The following is a 22,344-nucleotide window of genomic DNA, read 5'->3' on the forward strand; positions in this document are numbered from 1 at the left end:
ATAACCTGAAGGCCGCAGGTTCAAATCCTGCCCCCGCAACCATCTTTACTTGCGACCCCGTAGCCCCCGCTGCGGGGTTTTTGCTTTGCGTGGAAATCGTAAGGATTCCAGCGAGATCGCCCTGAACGGCGATCTCCACCTTGCCGTCGACCGGCGTCAGCTCGATCTGATCCACGAGCGAGCGCAGCGTGTCGGCGGCCTCGATCCGCTTCCCCTCGTCTTCGTCCTGCAGGGCGTCGTAAAGCTGTTGGACCCGCTTGCGGTATTGCAGTGCCATGCTCGGGTGCAGCAGGGGTGGCGGCTCGTCGGCTTCGGCCAGGAACAGTTCAAGTTCCTTCTTGCGTTTCTCAATCGCCACCATCTTCGCGTTGAGCGCGTCAGCGGCCCCACCCTTCAGTATCAAATTGAGGAGGGTCTCGAGTTCCCGATCGATCTTCGCAATCTCCGCCTCGGCCGACGCGATCTCGGCGCGGCCCTCCATGCGCAGCCGGTTCATCTCCTGCGTGAAGACCTCGCAGAAATGGGTGAAGAGCTCCGGATCGACGAGTTTGGTACGCAGTGCGTTCAGCACACGCGCTTCCAACTCGTCGCGGCGGATGTTGACCCGGTTGTCGCAGGTCCCCTTGTTGCGCGCCGTCGCACATCCGATCAGCGTCGCCGAGATCGCGGAATAGCCGCCACCACAGCAGGAACATTTGGTCAATCCCGAGAAGAGGTATTTGGGGCGGCGGCGGGTATTGATCCGGGAGAGATCGGCCTCGCCGTTTTCCTTCCGGGCGATCTTGTTCTTCTCCTGCCGCGCCTTCACGGCGTTCCAGAGATCGTCATCGAGGATGCGCAGCTCCGGCGTTTCCTGGATGACCCATTCCTCTTCCGGGTTGGGGCGGGCCTGCCGCTTGCCGGTGTTCGGATCCTTGACGAAGCGCTGCCGGTTCCAGACGATCTTGCCGATATACATCTCATTGTTGAGGATGCCATTGCCCCGTTTCGGGTTGCCGTTGATCGTGCTGAACCCCCAATCGCCGCCTGACGGAGCGGGAATGCCTTCCTTGTTCAGGGCGAAGGCGATGGTCTTGGCCGACTTGCCGGCGGCGTAGTCGCGGAAGATGCGGCGGACCACCTCGGCCTGGAACTCGTTGATGGTGCGATCGCCGCGGATCGGCTCGCCGTTCGCATCGAGTTTCTTGACCACATCGTAGCCATAGGCATTGCCACCACCCGATTTGCCCGCCTCGACGCGGCCGCGCTGCCCGCGGCGGGTCTTGTCGGCCAGATCCTTCAGGAACAGCGCATTCATCGTGCCCTTGAGACCGACATGCAGATGCGTCACCTCGCCTTCCGACAGGGTGAACATCTTCACGTCGGCATAGGACATGCGCTTGAAGATGCCCGCGATGTCTTCCTGATCGCGGGAGAGGCGGTCCATCGCTTCGGCCAGGATCAGGTCGAAACGGCCGCCCATTGCGTCGGCCATGAGCGCCTGAATGCCTGGGCGGATCAGCGAGGCGCCGGAGATCGCGTGGTCCGAATACTCCTCGACGATATGCCAGCCCTGCTTCTCGGCATGGAGACGGCACATACGGAACTGGTCGGCGATGGAGGCGTCGCGTTGATTGTCGGAAGAATAGCGGGCGTAGATCGCGACTTTCAAAACCTGGCTCCCGTCCGTATCAGGAGGAGCGCTTCCTCCTTTGCCGTGACATCTTCACTTCCTCTGCATAGCACTCCTGCGCCGCCTGCCTCGCCAGGATGCCGACCAGACGCAGAAGGCGAGGGTCGGGATTGCCACGCGGCGTAAACGTCAGCTCCGGCGCGTCCAGCAGCAAGGATTCGAGCAGCGCTTCGCGCTCTCCTCCTGTCATCTTTGCCGGGTTTCCTGGGGCTCGCAAGGTCATAGCTTGCAGCATTCGCCCCGAGGGAAGCATAAGCAACGGAAATTGAAGGCGAATATTCGGCGGCGATTGGCGCGGGCAATCGTGCCATGGCGTGGCCAAGCGCAGCCGGGCGTGCCTTTGCGTAGCAAAATAACCTATCGGAATCCCTCGCTGACCCGGTCATCATTGGCCTCGTCGCCTCTCCTCGTGAGGTCATTGACTGTTGACGCAACCCTAGCGTATTGTAATTCGCGATACAAGGCGCTATATACCGACCAAGGAGATTCGCCATGGCCACGACCGCCGAACGCAAGGAATATCCGATCTCGATGCGCCTGCCCGAGGCGGATGTCGCAATGATCGATCGCGCAGCGAGCCTGCGCGGCCGCTCGCGCACCGATTTCGTGCGCGACGCCGCAGTGCGCGCGGCCGAGGAGGTCGTCATGGAGCAGGGGCTGATCCGGATGAGTCCAGAGGGCTTCGCTGAGTTCATGGATGTGCTGGCGCGTCCGGCCGCTCCCGTTCCGGAGATGGTCGAAGTTCTGAAACGGCCCGCGCCGTGGGAGCCCGGCTACGTGGCGAAGCGGTAAGCCATTGCAACTGTCAGGCCCCGAACCGCTTACCGCCGCTCACGATGTGTCTGATTTCTCCTGTGGCAAGCCCACGCTTGACCACTGGCTGAAGACGCGCGCCCTCTCCAATCAGCAGAAGGGCTTCACCGCCGTCCTTGTCGTGCACGAGGCCGGACGCGTGGTCGGTTACTATGGCCTGGCGCCGACCGCCGTTGTGCCATCGGTGCTGCCGCGTTCGATCCGGACGGGGCAGCCACCCAATCCGGTCCCGTGCATGCTACTCGGCCAGCTCGCGACCGATACGGGTTGGGCAGGGCTGGGCATCGGGACCGGTCTTGTGAAGCACGCCCTCCAGCGCTGCGTTCAGGCCGCTTCGCTGATCGGCGGACGGGCCTTGTTGGTCAATGCCGTCGATGGTGAAGCCGCCGAATTCTGGAGGCGGCGCGGCTTTGAGCCGTCCAGGGATGATCCCCTGGTTCTGCTCCGATCGATCAACGACATCGCGGCCTCGCTCGGTGAGGCTGGAGGTTGAATGCTTGGCTGGCCTCACCCCAGCGATCCGCCCGTTCACTCAGATTGCAGTAGACCAGATCTGCCCATGCAAATTCGTCTCCCCCCATTGTCCACATTCCGCTGGCAGATGTTCGTGCTTTCCCTCGCTCTATCTTGGGCGGTCGGCGGCCTGCCGGAACCTGCCCAGGCTCAGCCTCGGCCGCAGATTGCGAAGTGCGTTCCCGGTCAGGCGCGCACCGCTGACGAATATTGTCTCGTCGACGGTGACACGATCTGGATTGACGGGGAAAAGCTGCGCATGGAGGGATATGACACCCCGGAACCGCAAACCCACATCTGCGGTGGCGAGGCCGAAGTCGCGCTGGCACACCGAGCCAGCGACCGGGTGATCGAGCTGCTGAACTCGCATAACTGGACTGTCGAATATGGAGAGCGGGATAACACCGGCACGCGGACGCTCGTGACGATCAGAATCGGTGGTCGCGACATCGGCGACATCCTGATCGAAGAAGGGCTGGCTCGCTCCTGGCCTGACGGCGATGAATGGTGGTGCAGCCGGTAGGTGCGGCAATGCGAACCGCGCGTGGAGCGGCGAGGTGAGATGCCAGTTATGCTGACAATGCGCCTTGTTGCTGCGTACGCGCAGTTTCCAACCTCGCAGGTGCAACATCCGGAGGCACGCACGGAACATCAGCCATTCGGCGCGTCACCTCCGAAGTTGATGGCTACGGTAAGAAGCTACATGTTCGTGGTTGCTTTCTTCAGTCATCAGGGCCTGATAACAAATATTTATGATTGAAGACTGGCTGAACATCGAGGAGGCGGAGCACGGCGAAAGAAAGCGCCTCTTTGTGCTTGGCGAGAGAGGTGGCGGTAGAGTCGCAGTCCAGGCGGACCTCATGGAGCGTGTCCGCGCTCACTACGACGATCCGCGGCACATTGCCGACGACATTGCCGAGCTGGGATTCCCCGGCGCTGCTGCCATTCTTCGCGAGCGCTTGCCGACCGACGCCAGAACGCGGTCCGGCGAAGTAGGCGAGATATTGGCTACGGAGTTTGTGGAGCACCAGACTGGATTCCGGATCCCCGTTCGCCGCCTGCGCTACAAGGACGGTCGCGAAATGGCCCTGCGCGGCGATGATTTCCTCGGCATCGAGGAGGTAGATGGACGCCTTGCCTATCTGAAGGGCGAGGCCAAGAGCGGTCAGGCGATGGCCGCAGGTGTGATAAACGCCGCTCGTGCCCGGCTCAATGACGACGATGGCCGTCCCACGCCGATCTCCCTACTGTTTGTAGCCGATAGGTTGCTGGAGGGGAGCGAAGAAGACGAGGCGCTAGGTCGCCAAATCCGCAATGCTGTCGGCAGAGGCACGATTCGGGCGCGTGATGTCACGCATGGACTGTTCACGTTAACCGGCAACGACCGGCGCGCCGACCTCGAAGCCGATCTTGCAGGTGCTGGCGGTGACCACGGCCATATCTCGGTGAACCTCCGCATAAACGACCACCAGGAGTTCATCGCCTGGATTTATGAAGAGGCCGAGAGCCTTGGAAACGATTGAGGAGCTTCAGGAATTTATCGAAGTGATGGCGCAGCCGACGGTACGCGGTCGGCTTCAAGCACGGGGTGACGCGCGGGCGATCATTAGGAGGGCCGGCCAACTTCCCGAGGGTGCTCCGGCTTTCGCGGTGAGTCTCGACACCGATTTGTCCGAGTATGGATTCTCTTTGCTCCGTGCATCGCTCGCCCTGCGGGAGCGGGGCGAGGGCGACCCAGCAATATGGCGCGAGGGCTTTCTCAAGGCTGGCAATGCCTTCGAGGCCCTTGTCCGCAACGGGTCACCGGAACTCTCCCAGCGTGGCTTCTGGCGTGTGATGGGCGCGGCCTCGTACCATCTCGCGGGGTACGCAGCGATGGCGTTCTCGCTGATGTCTCAGGCCGAAGAAGAAGCGAATCTTGCGCCCGCAGAACGCGTGATCGTACGGCTACTCCTTAGTGATCTCGGGACTCTGCGTGACGAGGCGCGATCCTGGCTGCGCAATCCTGAATACGGCGACGATGCTCTCCAAGCTGCTCTCGAGGTCGGCGATCAGGAGATCGACGACATCTTGTCGATCATGCTGACTACGGCGGTCTTCAGAGCTTTCGCGTTCTTCGAATTCGCGTTGCTCACCGGCGATACCGCTATGCACGACGGAGCGCTATCAATACTCCGGCGCGCTCTGAGAGTGGCCAGCAATGTCGGTGCGGTATCCCATTGGTGGATCATCCGCGTAGCCCGAAATTTAATTGACGATCTCTGGGGCAATAGCCTCCACCATGTGCTGCCTCAAATCGGGCCAGCCGGCACGGATGGTTATGCCGCGCTGCGGGAGATGTTTCTTGCGTCGCTTTATGCGCGCAAGACGGCCGAGGTTGAGCTCTGGCCTTCGCAGATCGGCGCGGCGCGCCGCGCAACCGATTTGACTGATGATCTCGTGGTGGCTCTGCCGACGAGTGCTGGAAAGACCCGCGTCGCGGAAATCTGCACCCTCATGTCGCTCAGTGCAGAGAAGCGGGTGTTGCTCGTGACGCCGCTGCGGGCACTGTCGGCGCAGACCGAGCGGTCCTTTCGCAAGACGTTCGGTCCTCTCGGATTTTCGGTGTCCTCGCTCTACGGTGCGAGCGGCGCAATGCCGGGAGACCAGGACGCACTGCGCTCGCACGACATCGTTATTGCGACGCCGGAAAAGCTGGACTTCGCGCTAAGAAGCAATCCGCAATTGCTGGATGATATCGGATTGATCGTTCTGGATGAGGGACATCTGATAGGGCCGAGCGAGCGCGAGCTCCGCTACGAAATTCTCGTGCAAAGGCTTCTGCGCCGCGCGGACGCGGTCGACCGGCGTATCGTCTGCCTGTCGGCGATCCTGCCCGATGGCGAACAACTCGAAGATCTGACGGCGTGGGTGCGTAGCGATGCCGAGGGCGAAGCGGTGAAATCAAGCTGGCGGCCGACCCGTCAGCGTTTCGGAACGCTGGCGTGGGGCGGACAGGGAGCGCGCCTGACATTCGATCTTGATGATGACGGACCCTTCATCCAGAACTTTGTCACGGAGCAGCCTCCCATCGCTCCGCGTCGAACGCCGTTTCCCAGAGACAATCCCGAGTTGACCATTGCTGCGGCATGGCAGTTTGCCGATGAGGGCAAGCGCACATTGGTATTCTGTACGCAGCGGGATCATGTCGAGAGCTACGCAACGCGCATTGTCGACCTCGCCCGGCGTGGCTTCATCGCTCCACTTCTTGCTGACGAAGGCGCAATAGAGAGGGCGAAATCGGTTGGGGCTGAATGGCTAGGTGCAGAGCATCCGGCCGTCCGCTGCCTTGAACTGGGCGTGGCCATTCATCACGCGCGTTTACCTAACCCTTTCCTTCGCGAGGTCGAACGCCTGCTAAACGAAGGCGTTCTAACTGTGACTATCGCATCGCCGACCCTCGCCCAGGGGCTTAATCTCAACGCAGCGGTCCTGCTTGTGCCGACCCTGTATCGCGCGGGAACTCCCCTCACCGGCGAGGAATTTGCGAACGTCGCGGGGCGCGCCGGACGCGCCTTCGTCGATCTCGAAGGGCTTGTGATCCACGTAATGTTCGAACCGCTGCGTTGGCGCAGGCAGGCATGGCGCGAGCTTGTGAACGCATCAAGGGCCCGGACGCTTGAGAGCGGGCTTATTCAGATCGCCAGCGAAATTCTCAATCGTCTGGCGCGCAGCGGGACGCTAAGTCGAGACGACGCCTTTGAGTATCTCGCCAACAACCGAGATGCCTGGAACATCCATGTCGACGAGGAAGACGACGAGCCTTTCGAGCTTCTGCTAGAGAAACTCGATCACGCGATCCTTGGTCTTGTCGAAGCGCTGGATGCTGATGATGCGGACTTGCCGCGGCTCATCGACGAGTCGCTGAACGGTTCGCTTTGGGCGCGGCAGCTTGCCCGCCGTGGCGATGACCTGCGTGAGCGCCAGCTTGAATTGTTCAGGGCGCGCTCGGGGCTGATCTGGTCGCAGACGAACGCCGATCAAAGGCGCGGTCATTTTGCGATGGGTGTTGGGCTTGAGTCCGGATTGACACTCGACGCGATGGCCGACGAGCTCGCCGTGTTGCTCGACCAAGCCGACGAGGCAGCGTTGCCCGGCGATAGCGAGGTGCTCGTTGCATCGCTTACCACGCTTGCGGAGCGCTTACTCGCTATCCGCCCCTTTGTTCCTGACGATCCTCTGCCGGGCAATTGGCGCGAGATCCTGGCCGCGTGGGTTTCCGGAACGCCAGTGCACGAGATCGGGCCGGACAACATGCGTTTCATCGAGGACGTATTTACGTATCGGCTCGTCTGGGCGCTGGAGGCACTTCGTACCCGAAGGGTTGCGCTTGGCTGGCAACCCGAGATCATTGCCGGCACAGCCGCTGCCTGTCTTGAGGCCGGGCTGCCGCGCTACACGATGGCGATGCTTGTGCGCGCCGGACTTCCTTCAAGAGCCGCGGCCCTCGCCGCAATTAATGATCAGGATCCGATTTTCATCGATAACGATGGTCTCGTTGTCTGGCTCGAAACCAATGAAGTTGTCGCGATGACAGATGCCGGAGACTGGCCAACGCCAGCGACCAACGACATTTGGAAAGCATTCAGGGCCGAGATGCTGAACCGCATCAGCCAGCGTTGGACCTCGCGCGACTGGCGTATAAATATCGAACCGGCGACGCGGCAGATCGTTCCGGTTCCGGCCAGTCCATATCGGGTCGAGGTCGACGAAACAGACAATGCCGTGTGGGTTCTTACGCCTGACTTCAAAGTGGTAGCCATGCTTGGGCAAAGTATGGTTGACGCCGCTCCAAGTGTGCTGACTGCTCGCTTTGATGAAGGCAGCCCTCAGGCGATCATTCGCCGGCATGGTCGTTCCCACGCGTCTTGGTCTGAGCCCTAAGCGCGCGAATGCTTCAAGGATTACGGAGGGCCGCTTTGGGAAATCGCGCTGCGGCTATCACCTCAGCCGTCCCACCGACAGTCCGTACGATCGGCTAGCTGGGCCTTCCCGCGAGGCGCTCGTCGATGACCGGCTCGTCCCAGTGGCGCGCAACATCGAGCCACTTGTCGATCAACGCCTGAAACTGCGGCTCGGCGAAGCAGGTCTGGAACGTGTAGAGCCGATTGACCACCTGGCGCATCAGGTCGCGCATCTCGTCATCGTCGAACCTCGACACGGTTCTCCAGGGAATGCGATTGCCGTCGGCGTCGATGACGAAGACATCGGAATAGTCGCCGGTCTTCGTGACCGGGACCGGGCCGGCATGCAGGTCCTCCAGCATGCTGTTGCGGACGCAGATCATCGCCATCGCCTTGGCGAGCGTCGCCGCTAACTGTTCTTCTTCCTTCCGGCCCATGTTCGTCCTCCGGATCATTGTCAGATGCCCGGCAACATGCCATCGGCGGCTGTATTGGCTGGCGTTTCCAGGATCACCAACCGATCATCGGGCAGCGGCCGCTGCAGCGTCTTGGCTTCGTTCCAGTCGGCGGTCAGCCAGGTCTCGACTTCTTCGTGGCTCGTCAGAATGACGGGCATGGCCTTCGGATGGATCGGCTTCACCACGCCATTGGCCTCGGTCGTCAGGAAGGCGAACAGTTGATGATCGCCCGGACGCGGGGTCCGGTTCGAGCCGCGGGTTCCGCGCCACGGCGTCCAGATTCCCGCGAAGAAGAACAGGGGCTGGGTCTCATCGAGGGCGAACCAGTGCAGCGGTTTGCGCTTCGTGACTGGATCGGGCTTTTGCCCATATTCGGAAAAGGCGGTGGCCGGGACCACGCAGCGATTCTCGAGCCCGAGCCATTTGCGCCAGTGAGGGCTGGCCGTGTTGCGGATATTGGTGACGCCGGTGTCCGGCGCGTCGCGGGATTTCAGATATTCGACGGGCGTGGGCATACCCCAGGTCAATGAGGCCAGTTCCCGCCCGCCGTCGGTGTTGCGCACCACCGGCGCCGGCCGGTCGGGATAGACGTCCATCGACGGTTCGAGATTGCCGATACTGTCATGGGTGGCTGCCACGAAATCCCGGATCGCCTGCTGATTGGTCGTAATGCGATAGAGATTGCACATCGCCCCGCCACTCTCCTTGCGAATACTTTACGTCACCATAGGGCATTGCACCCCGTCGATCACTTCCGGGATGGCCGAGATTGACTCTCGACCTGTAAGAGAACAAATAAAGAACATAGCAACGGAATCGACCAGTGCAAAGCCCCGGAGACGCCATCCTCATATGCCCAGCCGTGCCGACAGCCCAGCCATTGCCGACCTTCGGGCGCGCATCGCGCGGCTCGAAGGCGATGGCGCGCATCCGCACGAGGTGCTGCCCTTCGGGATCGCGCCGCTGGATCGCAAGCTGCCCGGTGGCGGGCTGGCGCTCGGATGCCTCCATGAAGTCGCCGGAGGCGGCAACGGGGCGGTGGATGGCGCGGCTGCGGCCTGTTTCACGGCCGGGATCGCCGCCCGCACCACCGGGCAGGTGCTCTGGTGCGTGGCGCTACAGGATCTCTTCGCACCGGGGCTGGAGCAGGCCGGACTGCCGCCCGGCCGGGTGATCTTCGTCGAAGCCGGAGACGACAAGGCCGTTCTGGCCTGTATGGAGGAAGGGCTGCGGCATGGCGGGCTGGGGGCGGTCGTGGGCGACGTCGCGCGCCTGCCGATGACCGCCTCGCGGCGGCTGCATCTGGCCGCGAAAGGCTCGGCGACGATCTGCATCGCGTTGCGCCGCTGGCGGCGACAGGCGGAGGCCAGCGATTTCGGGCAGCCGACGGCGGCGATGACCCGCTGGCGGATCTCGGCGCTGCCGTCCTCGTCCCTTCCAGTTCCCGGCGTCGGGCGGCCGCGCTGGCTGGTCGAGCTGATCCGGGCGCGGGCGGGCGAATGTCTCGATATCGAACTGGAGGCGTGCGATGGCTCGGGTCATCTCTGTCTTCCTGCCGAACTGGCCGACAGACCGGTTGCGGCGGAAGGCGGGCGACGCAGCGCCGCCCGGTGAGGCGCCGCTGGTCATCGCCGGAAGGGAGAAGAACCGCCGGGTGGTGACGGCGGCCGATCCGGCCGCGCGGGCGCTCGGCCTGCGCGCCGGAATGCCTGTCACCAAGGCCCAGGCGATGGTGCCCGGCCTCCACATCGAGCCCGCCGACCCGCGGGCCGACCTGGACAGCCTCGAACGCCTCGCGCTCTGGGTGCTGCAACGCTTCTCACCTATCGCCGCCGCCGACGCGCCGGACGGGATCGTCATCGACGCGACCGGCGCCGACCATCTGCATGGCGGTGAGGCGGCCATGCTGGAGGCGCTGACCGGGCGGCTTGTCATGTCCGGCGTCACCGCCCGCGCAGCCATCGCCGATAGCTGGGGCGCGGCCCATGCGCTGGCGCGCTACGCGGCCGATCCGCTGTTTGTCACTCCTCCCGGCGAAACCATCCCAGGACTCGCACCGCTGCCGCTGCAAGCCCTGCGCCTGCCACCCGCGATCGCGGCGGGGCTGAACGACCTCGGCTTTGTCCGCATCGGCGACCTGATCGGGCAGCCGCGCGCGCCTCTGACCCGGCGCTTCGGCCCGGAGCTCTGCCGGCGTCTCGATCAGGCCCTGGGCGAGATCGCCGAACCCATCGAACCGATCCGGCCCGAGGAGCTGGTCTCGGTTCGCCGCGTCTTCGCAGAGCCCATCGGCGCCGCCGAGACCATCGCGCGCTATATTCGCAAGCTGGTCATGGCGCTCTGCGAGGCGCTCGAGGGGCGGGGTCTTGGCGCGCGCCGTCTCGACCTGCTCTGCCACCGGGTCGACAACCGGATCGAGACGGTGCGCATCGGCCTGGCCATGCCGGTGCGGGATTCCGCGCGCCTGACCCGGCTTCTCTGCGACAGGATCGAGACCATCGCGCCGGGCTTCGGCATCGAGATCATGTCGCTGACCGCCACCCTTGCCGAACCCCTGCCTTTGCGGCAGGCGGCCAGCAGCCTGATCGAGGAGGGCGCGCCGGATCTGTCCGGCCTGATCGACACGCTGGCCAATCGGGTCGGCGCGCGGGCGGTCTATCGTTTCGCGCCGGTGGCGAGCGATGTGCCCGAGCGCTCGGTCCGTCGTCTGCCGGCACTCGCCGAGGATACGGGTGCGGGCTGGCCCGACCATTGGCCGCGCCCTTCGCGGCTGCTCTCCCGGCCGGAGCCGATCGAGACCATGGCGCTCCTGCCGGACCATCCGCCGAACTGGTTCTCCTGGAAGGGCGTGCGTCGCCGGGTCCGACGGGCCGACGGACCGGAGCGCATCTTCGGGGAATGGTGGAAGCGCGATGCCGAGCTGATCGCGGTGCGGGACTATTTCCGGGTCGAGGACGATGCCGGCGAACGCTTCTGGATCTTCCGCTCCGGCGATGGCGAGGATGCCGCCACCGGCTCGCATCGCTGGTTCCTGCACGGGATTTTCGGATGAGCGCGCCCGCCTACGCCGAATTGCAGGTGACGTCGAATTTCTCCTTCCTGCGCGGAGCCTCCGCGGCCGAGGAGCTGCTCGCTGCCGCCGCGGCGATGGGGATCGAGGCCATGGCCGTGACCGATCGCAACACGCTGGCCGGTATCGTGCGCGCCCATGAGGCGGCGAAGGAGGCGGGCGTGCGGCTGATCGTCGGCTGCCGCCTCGATCTCGTCTGCGGCATGTCGGCGCTGGTCTATCCGACCGACCGGGCGGCCTGGTCGCGGCTCTGCCGACTCCTGTCGCTGGGCAAGGGGCGGGCGGGCAAGGCGCGCTGTCATCTCGAATGGGACGATCTCACCGCCTATGGCGAAGGGCTGATCGCGGTCCTCGTGCCGGACCTTGCCGACGAGACCTGCGGTTTGCGCCTGAGGCGCCTGCGCGACTCTTTCGGCGATCGCGCCTATCTCGGCCTGACGCTGCGGCGGCGGCCCAATGACCAGATGCGCCTCTGGGAGCTGTCGACGCTCGCCGCGCGGATCGGCGTGCCCACCGTGGTGACCAATGACGTGCTCTTCCACGAACCCGGCCGCCGCATCCTGCAGGATGTCGTCACCGCGATCCGCCACAATGTCACCGTCGATGCGCTCGGCGCCCGGCGCGAGCGCCATGCCGACCGCTATCTGAAGCCGCCCGCCGAAATGCACCGGCTCTTCGCGCGCTGGCCCGAGGCTTTGGCCCGGACGCGTGAGATCGCGGATCGCTGCCGCTTCTCGCTCGACGAGCTGCGCTATCAATATCCCGAAGAGCGCGACGATCAGGCGCTGACCCCGCAGGAAACCCTGGAGCGGCTGACCTGGGAGGGCGCCGCACACCGCTATCCCGAGGGCGTGCCCGAGGAGGTGACCGCCGCGCTGGAGCATGAGCTGGCCCTGATCGGCAAGCTCGATTACGCGCCCTACTTCCTCACGGTGAACAGCATCGTCCGCTTCGCCCGGTCGCGCGGCATCCTCTGCCAGGGGCGCGGATCGGCGGCGAACTCGGCCGTCTGCTATGTGCTCGGCATCACCGCGATCGATCCCGGCCGCAACGATCTCCTGTTCGAGCGCTTCGTCTCCGAGGAGCGCCGCGAGCCGCCCGATATCGACGTGGATTTCGAGCATGAGCGGCGCGAGGAGGTGATCCAGTGGGTCTATGAGCATTACGGCCGCGAGCGCGCCGCTCTGACCGCCACCGTCATCCGCTATCGCTCCAAGGGCGCGCTGCGGGACGTGGGCAAGGCCCTGGGGCTTCCCGAAGACCTGATCCAGACGCTGTCCGGCCAGCTCTGGGGCGGGTCCGAGGCTGGTGTCACCGAGCAGCAGCTCCGCGATCTCAACCTCAATCCGGAGGATCGCCGGTTGCGCCTGACGCTCGAACTGGCCGCCCAGCTTCGCGGCGCGCCGCGGCATCTGTCGCAGCATCCGGGCGGTTTCGTGCTGACCCATGACCGGCTCGACGATCTCGTGCCCATCGAGCCCGCGGCGATGGAGGGGCGCCAGATCATCGAATGGGACAAGGACGATATCGACGCGCTGCGCTTCATGAAGGTCGATGTCCTGGCGCTCGGCATGCTGAGTTGCATGCGCCGGGGGCTGGACCTGTTGGCCGAGCACAAGGATATCCACCTCGATCTGGCGTCGATCCCGGCCGAGGATCCGCGCACCTATGCGATGATCCGCAAAGCCGATACGCTCGGCACCTTCCAGATCGAGAGCCGGGCGCAGATGTCGATGCTGCCGCGCTTGAAACCCCGGACCTATTACGACCTGGTGGTGCAGGTCGCGATCGTGCGGCCGGGGCCGATCCAGGGCGATATGGTTCATCCCTATCTGCGCCGGCGCGAGGGCCTGGAAGAGGTCGATTATCCCCGGCCCGAGCTGGAGAAGGTGCTGGGAAAGACGCTCGGCGTGCCGCTGTTCCAGGAACAGGCGATGCGCGTCGCCATCGAATGCGCGGGCTTTACCGCGGGCGAGGCCGATCTCCTGCGCAAGAGCATGGCGACCTTCAAACATACCGGCGGCGTCTCGAAGTTCCGCGACCGGCTGATCTCGGGGATGATCGCGCGCGGCTATGAGGAGCCGTTCGCGGCCCGGACCTTCCAGCAGCTCGAAGGCTTCGGCTCCTATGGTTTTCCCGAAAGCCATGCGGCGAGCTTCGCGCTGATCGCTTATGCCTCGGCCTGGCTCAAATGCTGGCACCCGGATGTCTTCTGCGCCGCGCTCCTCAACGCCCAGCCCATGGGCTTTTATGCGCCGGCCCAGATCGTGCGCGACGCCCGCGAGCATGGGGTGGAGGTCCGCCCGGTCTGCATCAATGCCTCCCGCTGGGATTGCACGCTGGAGCCGACCGGCGACGAAAGCCGTCTCGCGGTCCGTCTTGGACTGCGAATGGTCAAGGGCCTCGCCAATGCCCATGCCGCCGCCATCGTGGCGGCGCGGGGCGATGAGAATTTCACCTCGATCGCCGATCTCTGGCGGCGGGCCGGCGTTCCCGTCGCGGCGCTCGATCAGATCGCCGCGGCCGATGGATTCCGTCCGGCTTTCGGCCTCGCCCGGCGCGAGGCGCAATGGGCCATCAAGGGGCTGCGCGACGAGGAACTGCCGCTCTTCGCCGCCGCCTCGGACCGTGAGGGGCGGACCGTTCCGGAACTCGACGAGCCTGCGATCGCGCTGAGAGCGATGCCCGCCGGTCGCGAGGTGGTCGAGGATTACGGGCATATCGGCCTGTCGCTGCGCCGCCATCCGGTCTCCTTCCTGCGCGAGGACCTGGCGAAGCGCCGGATCGTCAGCTGCGCCGAGGCGATGGCGGCGCGCGACCGGCGCTGGCTGGAGGCGGCAGGGATCGTCCTGGTGCGCCAACGCCCCGGCTCGGCTAATGGCGTCATGTTCGTCACGCTCGAGGACGAGACCGGCATCGCCAATCTCGTCGTGTGGCAAAAGGTCTTCGAGCGCTATCGGCGGGTCATTCTCTCATCGAGCATGATCGCCGTGAGGGGCCGCGTTCAGCGCGAGGGCGAGGTCGTGCATCTTGTCGCCCATCGGATCGTCGATCTGTCGCGGGATCTGGCGAGTGTCGGGCAGCGCGAGGCGGCTGCGGCCGAGAAGCAGGGGCCGGTGGCCGGCGGCATCAGGGTGAAGGCGCGGGATTTCCGGTAAAGCCGGTGGCTTTGACAGAAGGCGGTATCGGTTCGAACCAAGGAATCGGCTTGCCTCTCGGGGATCACAGATCTTCTGGCCCGATCGACCATTCTGCGATTTCTCTATCGATCAATCGCCATTGTTCTGCAAGGTCGGCAAGGTCGGCGGTGTCTACAACAGGATGATCGAGGCCCTCGAATTGGTCACCGAGATATGTGGCGAGGCCCGCACCGCCTTCGTTGGCGAACCACACTCCGACCAGATCCGCGATTTCCTTCAACTGCCTGAGAGTCTTTTCAGCATCGCGAATGTCGAAATCACCAAGCTCCCTGTCCTGCCGACTTTGCTTGTTCCCGGCATGGGCAACATGCGAGTTAACGTGCTCGGCAATTCGATCAAGGCGGGCAAGCCGAGTTTCGATCTTCTCGAAGACCGTGTCCGAGATCAGATTGCTCGGGTTACGCTCTGACGCAGAAACGCCGCTCAAAACATCGAAATGCCGATGCGCGGCCTCACTTTTCATGAGCTCTGGATCGCCCCACACCGGACGCCCCTTCGCGGCGACGAGGTGGTCATGTTGTTCTTGATGCAGGCGATCGAGATCGTATTGCGCGTCAAGCACTTTCTCGACGTAGATTCTCCTGGTCAACCAGTTTTGGCTCGCTTTCACGTCGTTGACGACAGATCGGATCGAGTAAACTCCCTTGGGGCCTTTTATCGGGGCCTTATCGAGAAGTCGGCGAGTGCCGAGAAGCAGGCTTGACCAGTATCCCTCGGAAACGAGATTGAACATCATCTGGTTAAGCGGGGGTCTCGAGCCTCTCTTCTCATTTGCAAGACGGACGATCCGAACCGTCGTGCGAAAGGCGGCGTAGTTCCAGAGCAGATCCTGAATGGCTCTGTGGATGCCCGTTGTCTCGTCGCGAAAAGCATCCCGCCACGCGGCGATGTGCTGGTCATGCTGCGTCATTAGTTTTCCAAGCCTGAGCGCCAAACTCACCTCATCATACCGGGAGACGCCAACACCGGCGACGGCTATTCGCTTCTGATTCTTCCTTCGCGCGGGCTCGTTTTATTGTTCCCGCGAATAAACGCGCATCTTGCCGTGGGCCTGAAGGGGGAAGGCCTTCCCCCCTGGCCGGCACTATCGTTGCCGGCGCACCCCCTTCAGCGGGGAGACCCCCAGGCTGTGCTAAAACCCACCAATCGTGCGAGCGCAGCGAATGATTTTGCCCGCTCTATGGAATATGAGCGTTTGGCTGCTTAAGACCTCTTTGTCATCATCGGCTATGAGATCGCAAAATCCCGAAAGCTGCCGTTGAGCCGCTGCGGCTGACCGCTGCTTGGCCCTTATTGGTCCGCCTCGGAGGAACTATTCCGCACCCAAGTCGGACAGCCTCGGCATGTCAGCCTGCTCCTTCCCTTAATGCCTCTGCGATCAGCAGAGCAAGCTCCCCAGGCGGCTGGATACCGGAGATACGCTGATCGCATCCCCATGCCCATCCATCATCCCAACGTCGGATCGGTGAAGCTGGCTTGCACTTCACTCAATAGGTGATGCTAGTCAGAACCACGTAAAGGATCGTGGCGGCCAAGCCACCGACCATCAGTATCAGGAGCCAGAGGGACGGTTCCGTTCTTATTCGATCAAGATATCGCATCGGATGCTGCCTTTTCGAGTAGAGCACATGCATCTCAGATCAGCCTGTTGTCCTCGGCCTTCTGGCGGGCGCGGCGGCGGGTGCCGTCGGTATCCGATTTGCGGTGCCGTTCAGCCGCCGCCTTGCGGATCTGCTCGAAGCGATTTTCTTCGACCTGCTTGAGCGTCGGATGCGTATCTGTCTTCTTCACAAACGAGATCATTGCTGAAGTTCCTTCCTGTGGCGGGTGGAAACGCCCTGGCGCCTGCCTGAGCGCTTTAAACGGGGTATTATGCGCCAAGCCCGGTGACACAGCCTTGGACTCCAAGCCGGTCGGCAGTCGTCTGCCCCGGCATCGTCGCCCAGCCGCCGGCTTCCACGAACTGACGCTTCTTGTAGCTGTCGGGTATCGCCTTGAACTCGGCAAGTTTCGCCGCCGCATCTGGGGCCGCGTTGAACCTTTCGACGCATATGGCGGATGCCAGCTCCCCGCGCGCCGTGTCGCCGGCCGCTTTCGCCATGGTCTGCGAAGTGCCGCCAGTGACCCAGCCGCCCCAGCTGAATCCTATAACGATCGTTGCGATCATCGCCGCGATGCATGCCCAGACCAGAATGGTCTTTGAAGGCTGATAGTCTTCCCAGCGGCGGGAGAGAGATGGTTTGGTCGTGCTTTGTGTGGCCATGGAGATTCCTTCCAGGTTGGAATGCAGATTGCTTTGTCTGGGCGTCGGCCGAACGGTTCAGGCACTGTTCTCAGTATCCCATTCCGCCCATGCCGCCGTTGCCGGCCGACGGGGTGGATTCCTTCGCGCGAATGTCGGCGATCATCGCCTCGGCGGTGATCAGGAGCGCTGCGATCGAGCCGGCGTTCTGCAGGGCGGTTCTGACGACCTTGGCGGGGTCGACGATACCGGCCTCGATCATGTCGACATAGGTTTCGGTCTGGGCGTCGAAGCCCTGGTTGTGGTCCTTGCTGTCCGTGAGCTTGCTGACCACGATCGAGCCTTCGACGCCGGCATTCTCGGCGATCTGCCGGACCGGCGCTTCGAGCGCCCGACGCACGATCGAAATGCCTGCGGTTATATCGGCGTTGGCGCCTGTCAGAGAGGCCAGCACGGTCCTGACGCGCAGCAGCGCCACACCGCCGCCGGGCACGATGCCTTCCTCGACCGCAGCTCGGGTGGCGTTGAGCGCATCGTCGATGCGGTCTTTCTTCTCCTTGACCTCGGTCTCGGTCGCGCCGCCGACGCGGATCACCGCGACGCCTCCGGCGAGTTTGGCCAGCCGCTCCTGGAGCTTCTCCTTGTCGTAGTCCGAGGTCGTTTCCTCGATCTGCGCCTTGATCTGGGCAATACGAGCGGCGATGCCGGCCTTGTCGCCGGAACCGTCGATGATCGTTGTCGTGTCCTTGTCTACGACAACACGCTTGGCGCTGCCGAGCATGTCGAGCGTGACATTTTCCAGCTTGATGCCGAGATCGTCGGAGATCACCTGGCCGGCGGTCAGCACGGCGATGTCCTCGAGCATGGCCTTGCGGCGGTCGCCAAAGCCCGGAGCTTTCACGGCCGCGACCTTCAGGCCGCCGCGCAACTTGTTGACGACCAGCGTGGCGAGCGCCTCGCCCTCGACGTCCTCGGAGATGATCAGCAGCGGCTTGCCGCTTTGCACCACCGCCTCCAGGATCGGCAGCATGGCTTGAAGATTACCGAGCTTCTTCTCGTGGATGAGGATGTAGGGGTCATCCAGTTCCACGCGCATCTTTTCGGCGTTGGTGACGAAGTATGGAGAGAGGTAGCCGCGATCGAACTGCATGCCTTCGACCACGTCGAGCTCGGTTTCGGCGGTCCTGGCTTCCTCGACGGTGATCACACCCTCGTTGCCGACCTTGTCCATCGCACTCGCAATCATCCCGCCGATGGTGCCATCGCCATTGGCGGCGATCGTGCCGACCTGCGCGATCTCAGCCGACGACTTGACCTTCCTGGCCCGCGCCTGGATTTCCTTGACGACGGCCGCGACGCCAATGTCGATGCCGCGCTTCAGGTCCATCGGGTTCATCCCGGCGGCGACCAGCTTGGCGCCCTCGCGCAGGATGGAGGCCGCGAGCACCGTCGCCGTCGTGGTTCCGTCGCCGGCGAGGTCGTTGGTCTTGGAGGCCACCTCGCGCACCATCTGCGCGCCCATGTTCTCGAACTTGTCTTCGAGTTCGATCTCCCTGGCGACGGTGACGCCGTCCTTGGTGATGCGCGGCGCGCCATAGGCCTTGTCGATGACGACGTTGCGTCCCTTTGGCCCGAGCGTCACCTTGACGGCGTTGTTCAGCAGTTCGACGCCGCGCAGCATGCGGTCGCGGGCTTCGCCGGCGAATTTGATTTCCTTGGCAGACATGATGTTCGTCCAGTTCGGGCTTGATTATCAGGTATCGGCCGGTCAGGCGGCTTTGCTGGCGGCCGCCGTTGTCTTCTCGACGATGCCCATGATGTCGGATTCCTTCATGATCAGGAGATCCTCGCCGTCGAGCTTGACCTCGGTGCCGGACCATTTGCCGAACAGGATGAGGTCGCCCGCCTTGACGTCGAGTGGAACCAGCTTGCCGGCTTCGTCGCGCGAACCCGGGCCGACGGCGATCACCTCGCCTTCCTGCGGCTTTTCCTTCGCGGTATCGGGAATGATGATCCCGCCTTTGGATTTGAGATCGCCTTCCGCCCGTCGGATGACGACGCGGTCGTGGAGGGGCCGGAATTTCATGGGGTTCTTTCTGAGGCCGGCGCATAGGGCGACCACCTCGGATAGATAGCGACTTTGGCACTCGAATGATAGGAGTGCTAAACGTATTTCGTTGAAAAGGTGGAATTGCGAAAATTTATATCACTTCTACCAATGCGATGTTTGTTGTTTTCAATACGTATTTCCTGCCTTTTTAAGGATTTTTATTTTTATGGAAGAGCCATTTATTCAATTCTAGATAAATAATAGCGACCCGCTCCTTGTTTACCGGGTGGGGACAGCCCATATATAAAACTCGTTGATTTGGCCGACTTGGCTTTTTGCGGTGTCAGAGACCCGCCATTCACCACCGAATTCTCGATAGCGAATGCATCACGCGCCGACCTGGCGCGCATATCGCTCTGTTCGAACCTTGGAATGAACGCGCCGCTGACCACGGATGTACTGGCAGCACGGAAGTTCGTTCCGGTTCGAATGGGAATGATGCAGGAGGCGCGTTTGCGTGCTCCTGCGGAGGTATCGACCCATGACAACGCGCACCACGCAGAAAATCGTCCGGTTCTCCGCACCCTTCATGCTGTCCGGCTTCGACGCTGCGCAGCCTGCCGGCGACTATCGCGTGGACCAGGATGAGGAACTGCTGGAGGGATCCTCCCGCCTTGCCTGGAGACGTGTAGGCGCCTTCATCCACCTGCCCGCCATCGGCATTGATGGCCACACGTATCAGATGGCGCCGATAGATCCCGCCGATCTCGACGCCGCCCTCGAAAAGGATCACCAACAGCCATGATATCAACCAACCCAATCCGGCGCACGAACCGTCCCGCCCGCCACGAGGCTCCTGCTCATCTCTTCGCGATCGGACAGGCTGTCCGGCTCAAGGGCGGTTTCGTGAGGCCGGCATTACCCGCCGATATCTACCGCATAACCGGCAGACTGCCGGCACGGGGAGATTCACTGCAATATCGCATCCGCAACGACGACGAACGCCATGAGCGAGTGACGACGCAGGACAGCCTCGAGCCGGTCGACATGTCGCAATCCGGTAATGGCGCAACCCTCATCGAAAGGACGTTCGGACATGGCTAAAGGCCAGAAACGAAGCAATCGCGAGATCAGAAAGCCGAAACAGGAGAAGGCCCCGCCAAAGCCTGAAAGCACCTTCGGCAACCAGATCAAGTTTGCCGCCAATGATGCCAATGCTTCCCAAGGCAAAGGCAAGCACTGAGGCAGTGCTGCTCCGGCTGAAAGAGCAAGTAGCGCCATGAAAGTTGTCATCGAGTTCTACCGCACGCGGGAGACGGATGACGCCCATGCTGTCGTGGGCCGAGAGGCGGTGGAAGCCGTCGATCTCGCCAACGCCATTGAGATTGCGCAACTGCTTTCGCAGACGCTCGATATGCCTCAACGGCCCGACGCCATCGCGATCACCGACTTATCCGGTAACGCGCTATTTTCCGGCATCATTGATGCCGACGTGACCACTAGAGAAAGGCCACGATCATGACCCGATACATAGATGAAATCGAACGGGAGCGGCACGACCGCGCGATCGGCGTCTGGGACAATGAAGGCGGTGCATCCGCCCGCGCACCAGGCGACGAACAATATGGCCGCCGGATCGAAGCCGACCGGTCCTGGACCATCTACCATGTCTTCACCGGCGTTCCAGCCAGCCGCGAAGGGCAGGAGATGATCGGCCTTAGCCACTCGGCCGCAACCGACGGGATGCTTTCCCTCAATCGTCGGAATGATGTGCGACGCAAGGAGCACATGAACGGGTTTATGCGTGTACCACTGCTGCTGCAAACGGCAAGGGCAGATCAACGATGACCCTTGAATTCCTGAACCCCAGCCGCAGCTTCGACGAAGTGCGCAACGCCATTCGCTTTATCGGGCACGACGGCATGTTCGAAGTGCCGTTCTTTGTCGAAGTGGAAGCGCTCGCCAGGTCCCCTGCTGAATTGCGCAGCACTGAGGTGTCGGAAGAGATGTATCTCTCGACCTTCGATGCGACGCGCAGTTCGATCCACGATGTCGCCCGCGAGGCCTACTCGCATCGTCGCCAAACCTCCTATACGCTGACCGCTGCCGATTTCCGGTAAAGACACCACTCAATGCTGATCCGCTACGGGTATGAGATCACACTGACCTGCCAGCAGCCGACAGCCTTGGTGTGTCTGCTGTCGGTGCACGAGGATCGCGCGGCTGACATACGGGTGCCGGAGACGACGTTCACCACACCCGATGTGCACGTATCGACCTACCGCGATCTCTTCGGCAACAAATGCCGGCGGCTGGTCGCGCCTGCGGGCGACCTGACGATGTGGGGTGATGCCACGATCGAGGACGACGGCAGGCCGGACGGGATTGTGCCGGGTGCCCGGGAACTGCCGGTGCCGGACTTGCCGGACGATTGCCTCGTCTACCTCATGGGCAGCCGCTACTGCGAAACCGACCGTCTCAGCCAGACCGCTTGGGACCTGTTCGGCAAGATGCCGCCCGGTTGGAGCCGGGTGCAGGCGATCTGCGATTTCGTCCACAACCACATCCGCTTCGACTACATGCAGGCTCGATCTACGCGGACGGCTTTCGAGGCGTTCCATGAGCGCGTTGGCGTTTGTCGCGATTTCGCGCATCTTGCGGTCACGTTCTGCCGATGCCTCAACATCCCCGCTCGCTATATCAACGGCCATCTCGGTGACATCGGCGTGCCGGTCGTCGATCCGATGGATTTCAGCGCCTGGATCGAAGTGTTCCTCGATGGCGAATGGTACACCTTCGATCCGCGCAACAACGTCCCGCGGATCGGCAGGATCGTGGTGGCGCGCGGCCGCGACGCAGCCGACATACCGCTCGTCAACTCCTTCGGCCCGCATGTTCTGAAGGCGTTCCGAGTATGGACTTACGAGGTATCGGGCTTGCAACAGGCGCAAGAGCATCGCGAGTAAGGCGCCTTGGGACCGGACACCAAGGCTACAGGCGATACGGCAAGGCATACCGGAAGCGCCGCAGACCTTTTCGAAGATAACCCACTTTAGTCAGGCACCCGCCATGGTCCGCTGACTGTGACCGGTTCCCGACGTTAGGTTGGCGCGATTCCAATCCCTTGAGCCGGTGCGGCCGCGACCTAATGTTCCATCCTCGTAATACCCACTTTCAGCAAACGGAAAAGTCGGGCCTGTGGCTGACGTCAGGCGCATCCAGTCGAAGTGCCAAGACTGTTTGAATGACAGCTTTCGCAGGTTCGTCGCCCAAAGTGCCGAAAGCAGGAAGCCACCTTTTCTCGGAAGTTTGGAGGGTCAGCGAGGTGCCGCGATCCTGCCTCTGGGTAGTTATTCGAGACCCAATACAAAGCCTTTCCCTAT

24 protein-coding genes are annotated in these 22,344 nt (G+C 62.8%); 15 read left to right on the forward strand and 9 right to left on the reverse strand.

Annotated features, from left to right (window positions below; all coding sequences use genetic code 11):
- Both CES86_RS00885 and CES86_RS00890 read right to left on the reverse strand, forming a co-directional pair.
- Window positions 1-1,651: recombinase family protein (locus CES86_RS00885; protein WP_058898893.1), on the reverse strand; the 1,651-nt coding region annotated here is incomplete at its 3' end.
- A 19-nt stretch (window positions 1,652-1,670) separates the two neighbouring features.
- Window positions 1,671-1,862, reverse strand: a complete 192-nt coding sequence (locus CES86_RS00890) for a hypothetical protein (protein ID WP_120443149.1) — start codon at window positions 1,860-1,862, stop codon at window positions 1,671-1,673.
- 302 nt (window positions 1,863-2,164) lie between these two features.
- Between CES86_RS00890 and CES86_RS00895 the strand changes: the two genes are divergently transcribed.
- From CES86_RS00895 to CES86_RS00920, 5 genes are all read left to right on the forward strand, one after another.
- A complete protein-coding gene (locus CES86_RS00895) occupies window positions 2,165-2,464 on the forward strand; it encodes a type II toxin-antitoxin system TacA family antitoxin (protein ID WP_039194720.1) in 300 nt (99 codons plus the stop codon).
- Window positions 2,465-2,468: 4 nt separating this feature from the next.
- On the forward strand, window positions 2,469-2,978 hold the full coding sequence (locus tag CES86_RS00900; RefSeq protein ID WP_039194721.1) for a GNAT family N-acetyltransferase: 510 nt from the start codon (window positions 2,469-2,471) through the stop codon (window positions 2,976-2,978).
- A gap of 66 nt (window positions 2,979-3,044) precedes the next feature.
- Window positions 3,045-3,521, forward strand: coding sequence for a thermonuclease family protein (locus CES86_RS00905; RefSeq protein ID WP_039194723.1), 477 nt, complete (start codon window positions 3,045-3,047; stop codon window positions 3,519-3,521).
- A gap of 289 nt (window positions 3,522-3,810) precedes the next feature.
- Complete coding sequence (locus CES86_RS00915) at window positions 3,811-4,521, forward strand: Hachiman antiphage defense system protein HamA (protein WP_235819853.1); 711 nt, start codon at window positions 3,811-3,813, stop codon at window positions 4,519-4,521.
- Window positions 4,508-7,921, forward strand: coding sequence for a DEAD/DEAH box helicase (locus CES86_RS00920; RefSeq protein ID WP_050475054.1), 3,414 nt, complete (start codon window positions 4,508-4,510; stop codon window positions 7,919-7,921). The genes CES86_RS00915 and CES86_RS00920 overlap by 14 nt, the downstream gene beginning before the upstream one ends.
- A gap of 94 nt (window positions 7,922-8,015) precedes the next feature.
- On the opposite strand, the gene CES86_RS00925 is transcribed toward CES86_RS00920, so the two are convergent.
- Both CES86_RS00925 and CES86_RS00930 read right to left on the reverse strand, forming a co-directional pair.
- Window positions 8,016-8,378 (reverse strand): hypothetical protein, encoded by a 363-nt coding sequence (locus tag CES86_RS00925; protein ID WP_039194905.1) that lies wholly within the window; start codon window positions 8,376-8,378, stop codon window positions 8,016-8,018.
- Window positions 8,379-8,398: 20 nt separating this feature from the next.
- Entirely contained in the window at window positions 8,399-9,088 is a 690-nt protein-coding gene (locus CES86_RS00930) for an SOS response-associated peptidase (RefSeq protein WP_039194724.1), read from the reverse strand.
- Between the two features lie 163 nt (window positions 9,089-9,251).
- Between CES86_RS00930 and CES86_RS00935 the strand changes: the two genes are divergently transcribed.
- From CES86_RS00935 to CES86_RS00945, 3 genes are read left to right on the forward strand one after another with little or no spacing between them, the layout of a single operon-like run.
- Window positions 9,252-10,013, forward strand: coding sequence for an ImuA family protein (locus CES86_RS00935; protein WP_039194725.1), 762 nt, complete (start codon window positions 9,252-9,254; stop codon window positions 10,011-10,013).
- The gene (locus tag CES86_RS00940) at window positions 9,928-11,451 is read left to right on the forward strand and encodes a Y-family DNA polymerase (protein WP_039194726.1); all 1,524 of its coding nucleotides are present in this window, start codon (window positions 9,928-9,930) and stop codon (window positions 11,449-11,451) included. The genes CES86_RS00935 and CES86_RS00940 overlap by 86 nt, the downstream gene beginning before the upstream one ends.
- A complete protein-coding gene (locus CES86_RS00945; RefSeq protein WP_039194727.1) occupies window positions 11,448-14,627 on the forward strand; it encodes an error-prone DNA polymerase in 3,180 nt (1,059 codons plus the stop codon). Before CES86_RS00940 ends, CES86_RS00945 begins: the two co-directional genes overlap by 4 nt.
- Before the next feature lie 64 nt (window positions 14,628-14,691).
- On the opposite strand, the gene CES86_RS00950 is transcribed toward CES86_RS00945, so the two are convergent.
- The 5 genes from CES86_RS00950 to CES86_RS00970 form a co-directional block, all read right to left on the reverse strand.
- Window positions 14,692-15,603: an AbiU2 domain-containing protein gene (locus CES86_RS00950; protein WP_456263967.1), complete on the reverse strand. Its 912-nt coding sequence runs from the start codon at window positions 15,601-15,603 to the stop codon at window positions 14,692-14,694.
- Between the two features lie 701 nt (window positions 15,604-16,304).
- Entirely contained in the window at window positions 16,305-16,472 is a 168-nt protein-coding gene (locus CES86_RS00955) for a hypothetical protein (RefSeq protein WP_094513308.1), read from the reverse strand.
- A gap of 67 nt (window positions 16,473-16,539) precedes the next feature.
- Entirely contained in the window at window positions 16,540-16,932 is a 393-nt protein-coding gene (locus tag CES86_RS00960; protein WP_039194731.1) for a hypothetical protein, read from the reverse strand.
- Between the two features lie 70 nt (window positions 16,933-17,002).
- The gene (gene groL / locus CES86_RS00965) at window positions 17,003-18,637 is read right to left on the reverse strand and encodes a chaperonin GroEL (protein WP_039194732.1); all 1,635 of its coding nucleotides are present in this window, start codon (window positions 18,635-18,637) and stop codon (window positions 17,003-17,005) included.
- A gap of 42 nt (window positions 18,638-18,679) precedes the next feature.
- The gene (locus CES86_RS00970) at window positions 18,680-18,997 is read right to left on the reverse strand and encodes a co-chaperone GroES (RefSeq protein ID WP_050475053.1); all 318 of its coding nucleotides are present in this window, start codon (window positions 18,995-18,997) and stop codon (window positions 18,680-18,682) included.
- 505 nt (window positions 18,998-19,502) lie between these two features.
- Here CES86_RS00970 and CES86_RS00975 point away from each other — a divergent pair.
- The 7 genes from CES86_RS00975 to CES86_RS01000 are packed head-to-tail and all read left to right on the forward strand — an operon-like array spanning window position 19,503 to window position 21,927.
- A complete protein-coding gene (locus CES86_RS00975) occupies window positions 19,503-19,766 on the forward strand; it encodes a hypothetical protein (protein WP_039194734.1) in 264 nt (87 codons plus the stop codon).
- On the forward strand, window positions 19,763-20,065 hold the full coding sequence (locus CES86_RS00980; protein ID WP_039194736.1) for a hypothetical protein: 303 nt from the start codon (window positions 19,763-19,765) through the stop codon (window positions 20,063-20,065). Before CES86_RS00975 ends, CES86_RS00980 begins: the two co-directional genes overlap by 4 nt.
- Window positions 20,058-20,204: a hypothetical protein gene (locus CES86_RS27375; protein ID WP_167387076.1), complete on the forward strand. Its 147-nt coding sequence runs from the start codon at window positions 20,058-20,060 to the stop codon at window positions 20,202-20,204. Before CES86_RS00980 ends, CES86_RS27375 begins: the two co-directional genes overlap by 8 nt.
- Window positions 20,205-20,240: 36 nt before the next feature.
- A complete protein-coding gene (locus CES86_RS00985; RefSeq protein WP_039194737.1) occupies window positions 20,241-20,483 on the forward strand; it encodes a hypothetical protein in 243 nt (80 codons plus the stop codon).
- On the forward strand, window positions 20,480-20,809 hold the full coding sequence (locus CES86_RS00990) for a hypothetical protein (RefSeq protein ID WP_039194738.1): 330 nt from the start codon (window positions 20,480-20,482) through the stop codon (window positions 20,807-20,809). Before CES86_RS00985 ends, CES86_RS00990 begins: the two co-directional genes overlap by 4 nt.
- Entirely contained in the window at window positions 20,806-21,081 is a 276-nt protein-coding gene (locus tag CES86_RS00995) for a DUF1488 family protein (protein WP_009452373.1), read from the forward strand. Before CES86_RS00990 ends, CES86_RS00995 begins: the two co-directional genes overlap by 4 nt.
- 12 nt (window positions 21,082-21,093) lie before the next feature.
- Window positions 21,094-21,927, forward strand: coding sequence for a transglutaminase-like domain-containing protein (locus tag CES86_RS01000; protein ID WP_039194740.1), 834 nt, complete (start codon window positions 21,094-21,096; stop codon window positions 21,925-21,927).
- Window positions 21,928-22,344: the final 417 nt, after the last annotated feature.

This window comes from Brucella lupini (genome assembly GCF_002252535.1).
Lineage (GTDB): Bacteria > Pseudomonadota > Alphaproteobacteria > Rhizobiales > Rhizobiaceae > Brucella > Brucella anthropi.

What these genes read in the sequence shown, in the direction of transcription:
- CES86_RS00985 (WP_039194737.1), top strand. Translation starts at nt 20,241, where the DNA reads ATGAAAGTTGTCATCGAGTTCTACCGCACGCGGGAGACGGATGACGCC.
- CES86_RS00905 (WP_039194723.1), top strand. Translation starts at nt 3,045, where the DNA reads ATGCAAATTCGTCTCCCCCCATTGTCCACATTCCGCTGGCAGATGTTC.
- CES86_RS00970 (WP_050475053.1), bottom strand. Translation starts at nt 18,997, where the DNA reads ATGAAATTCCGGCCCCTCCACGACCGCGTCGTCATCCGACGGGCGGAA.
- CES86_RS00895 (WP_039194720.1), top strand. Translation starts at nt 2,165, where the DNA reads ATGGCCACGACCGCCGAACGCAAGGAATATCCGATCTCGATGCGCCTG.
- CES86_RS00990 (WP_039194738.1), top strand. Translation starts at nt 20,480, where the DNA reads ATGACCCGATACATAGATGAAATCGAACGGGAGCGGCACGACCGCGCG.
- CES86_RS01000 (WP_039194740.1), top strand. Translation starts at nt 21,094, where the DNA reads ATGCTGATCCGCTACGGGTATGAGATCACACTGACCTGCCAGCAGCCG.
- CES86_RS00980 (WP_039194736.1), top strand. Translation starts at nt 19,763, where the DNA reads ATGATATCAACCAACCCAATCCGGCGCACGAACCGTCCCGCCCGCCAC.
- CES86_RS27375 (WP_167387076.1), top strand. Translation starts at nt 20,058, where the DNA reads ATGGCTAAAGGCCAGAAACGAAGCAATCGCGAGATCAGAAAGCCGAAA.
- CES86_RS00955 (WP_094513308.1), bottom strand. Translation starts at nt 16,472, where the DNA reads ATGATCTCGTTTGTGAAGAAGACAGATACGCATCCGACGCTCAAGCAG.
- CES86_RS00925 (WP_039194905.1), bottom strand. Translation starts at nt 8,378, where the DNA reads ATGGGCCGGAAGGAAGAAGAACAGTTAGCGGCGACGCTCGCCAAGGCG.
- CES86_RS00995 (WP_009452373.1), top strand. Translation starts at nt 20,806, where the DNA reads ATGACCCTTGAATTCCTGAACCCCAGCCGCAGCTTCGACGAAGTGCGC.
- CES86_RS00935 (WP_039194725.1), top strand. Translation starts at nt 9,252, where the DNA reads ATGCCCAGCCGTGCCGACAGCCCAGCCATTGCCGACCTTCGGGCGCGC.
- CES86_RS00960 (WP_039194731.1), bottom strand. Translation starts at nt 16,932, where the DNA reads ATGGCCACACAAAGCACGACCAAACCATCTCTCTCCCGCCGCTGGGAA.
- CES86_RS00890 (WP_120443149.1), bottom strand. Translation starts at nt 1,862, where the DNA reads ATGACAGGAGGAGAGCGCGAAGCGCTGCTCGAATCCTTGCTGCTGGAC.
- CES86_RS00975 (WP_039194734.1), top strand. Translation starts at nt 19,503, where the DNA reads ATGACAACGCGCACCACGCAGAAAATCGTCCGGTTCTCCGCACCCTTC.
- CES86_RS00945 (WP_039194727.1), top strand. Translation starts at nt 11,448, where the DNA reads ATGAGCGCGCCCGCCTACGCCGAATTGCAGGTGACGTCGAATTTCTCC.
- CES86_RS00930 (WP_039194724.1), bottom strand. Translation starts at nt 9,088, where the DNA reads ATGTGCAATCTCTATCGCATTACGACCAATCAGCAGGCGATCCGGGAT.
- CES86_RS00940 (WP_039194726.1), top strand. Translation starts at nt 9,928, where the DNA reads ATGGCTCGGGTCATCTCTGTCTTCCTGCCGAACTGGCCGACAGACCGG.
- groL (WP_039194732.1), bottom strand. Translation starts at nt 18,637, where the DNA reads ATGTCTGCCAAGGAAATCAAATTCGCCGGCGAAGCCCGCGACCGCATG.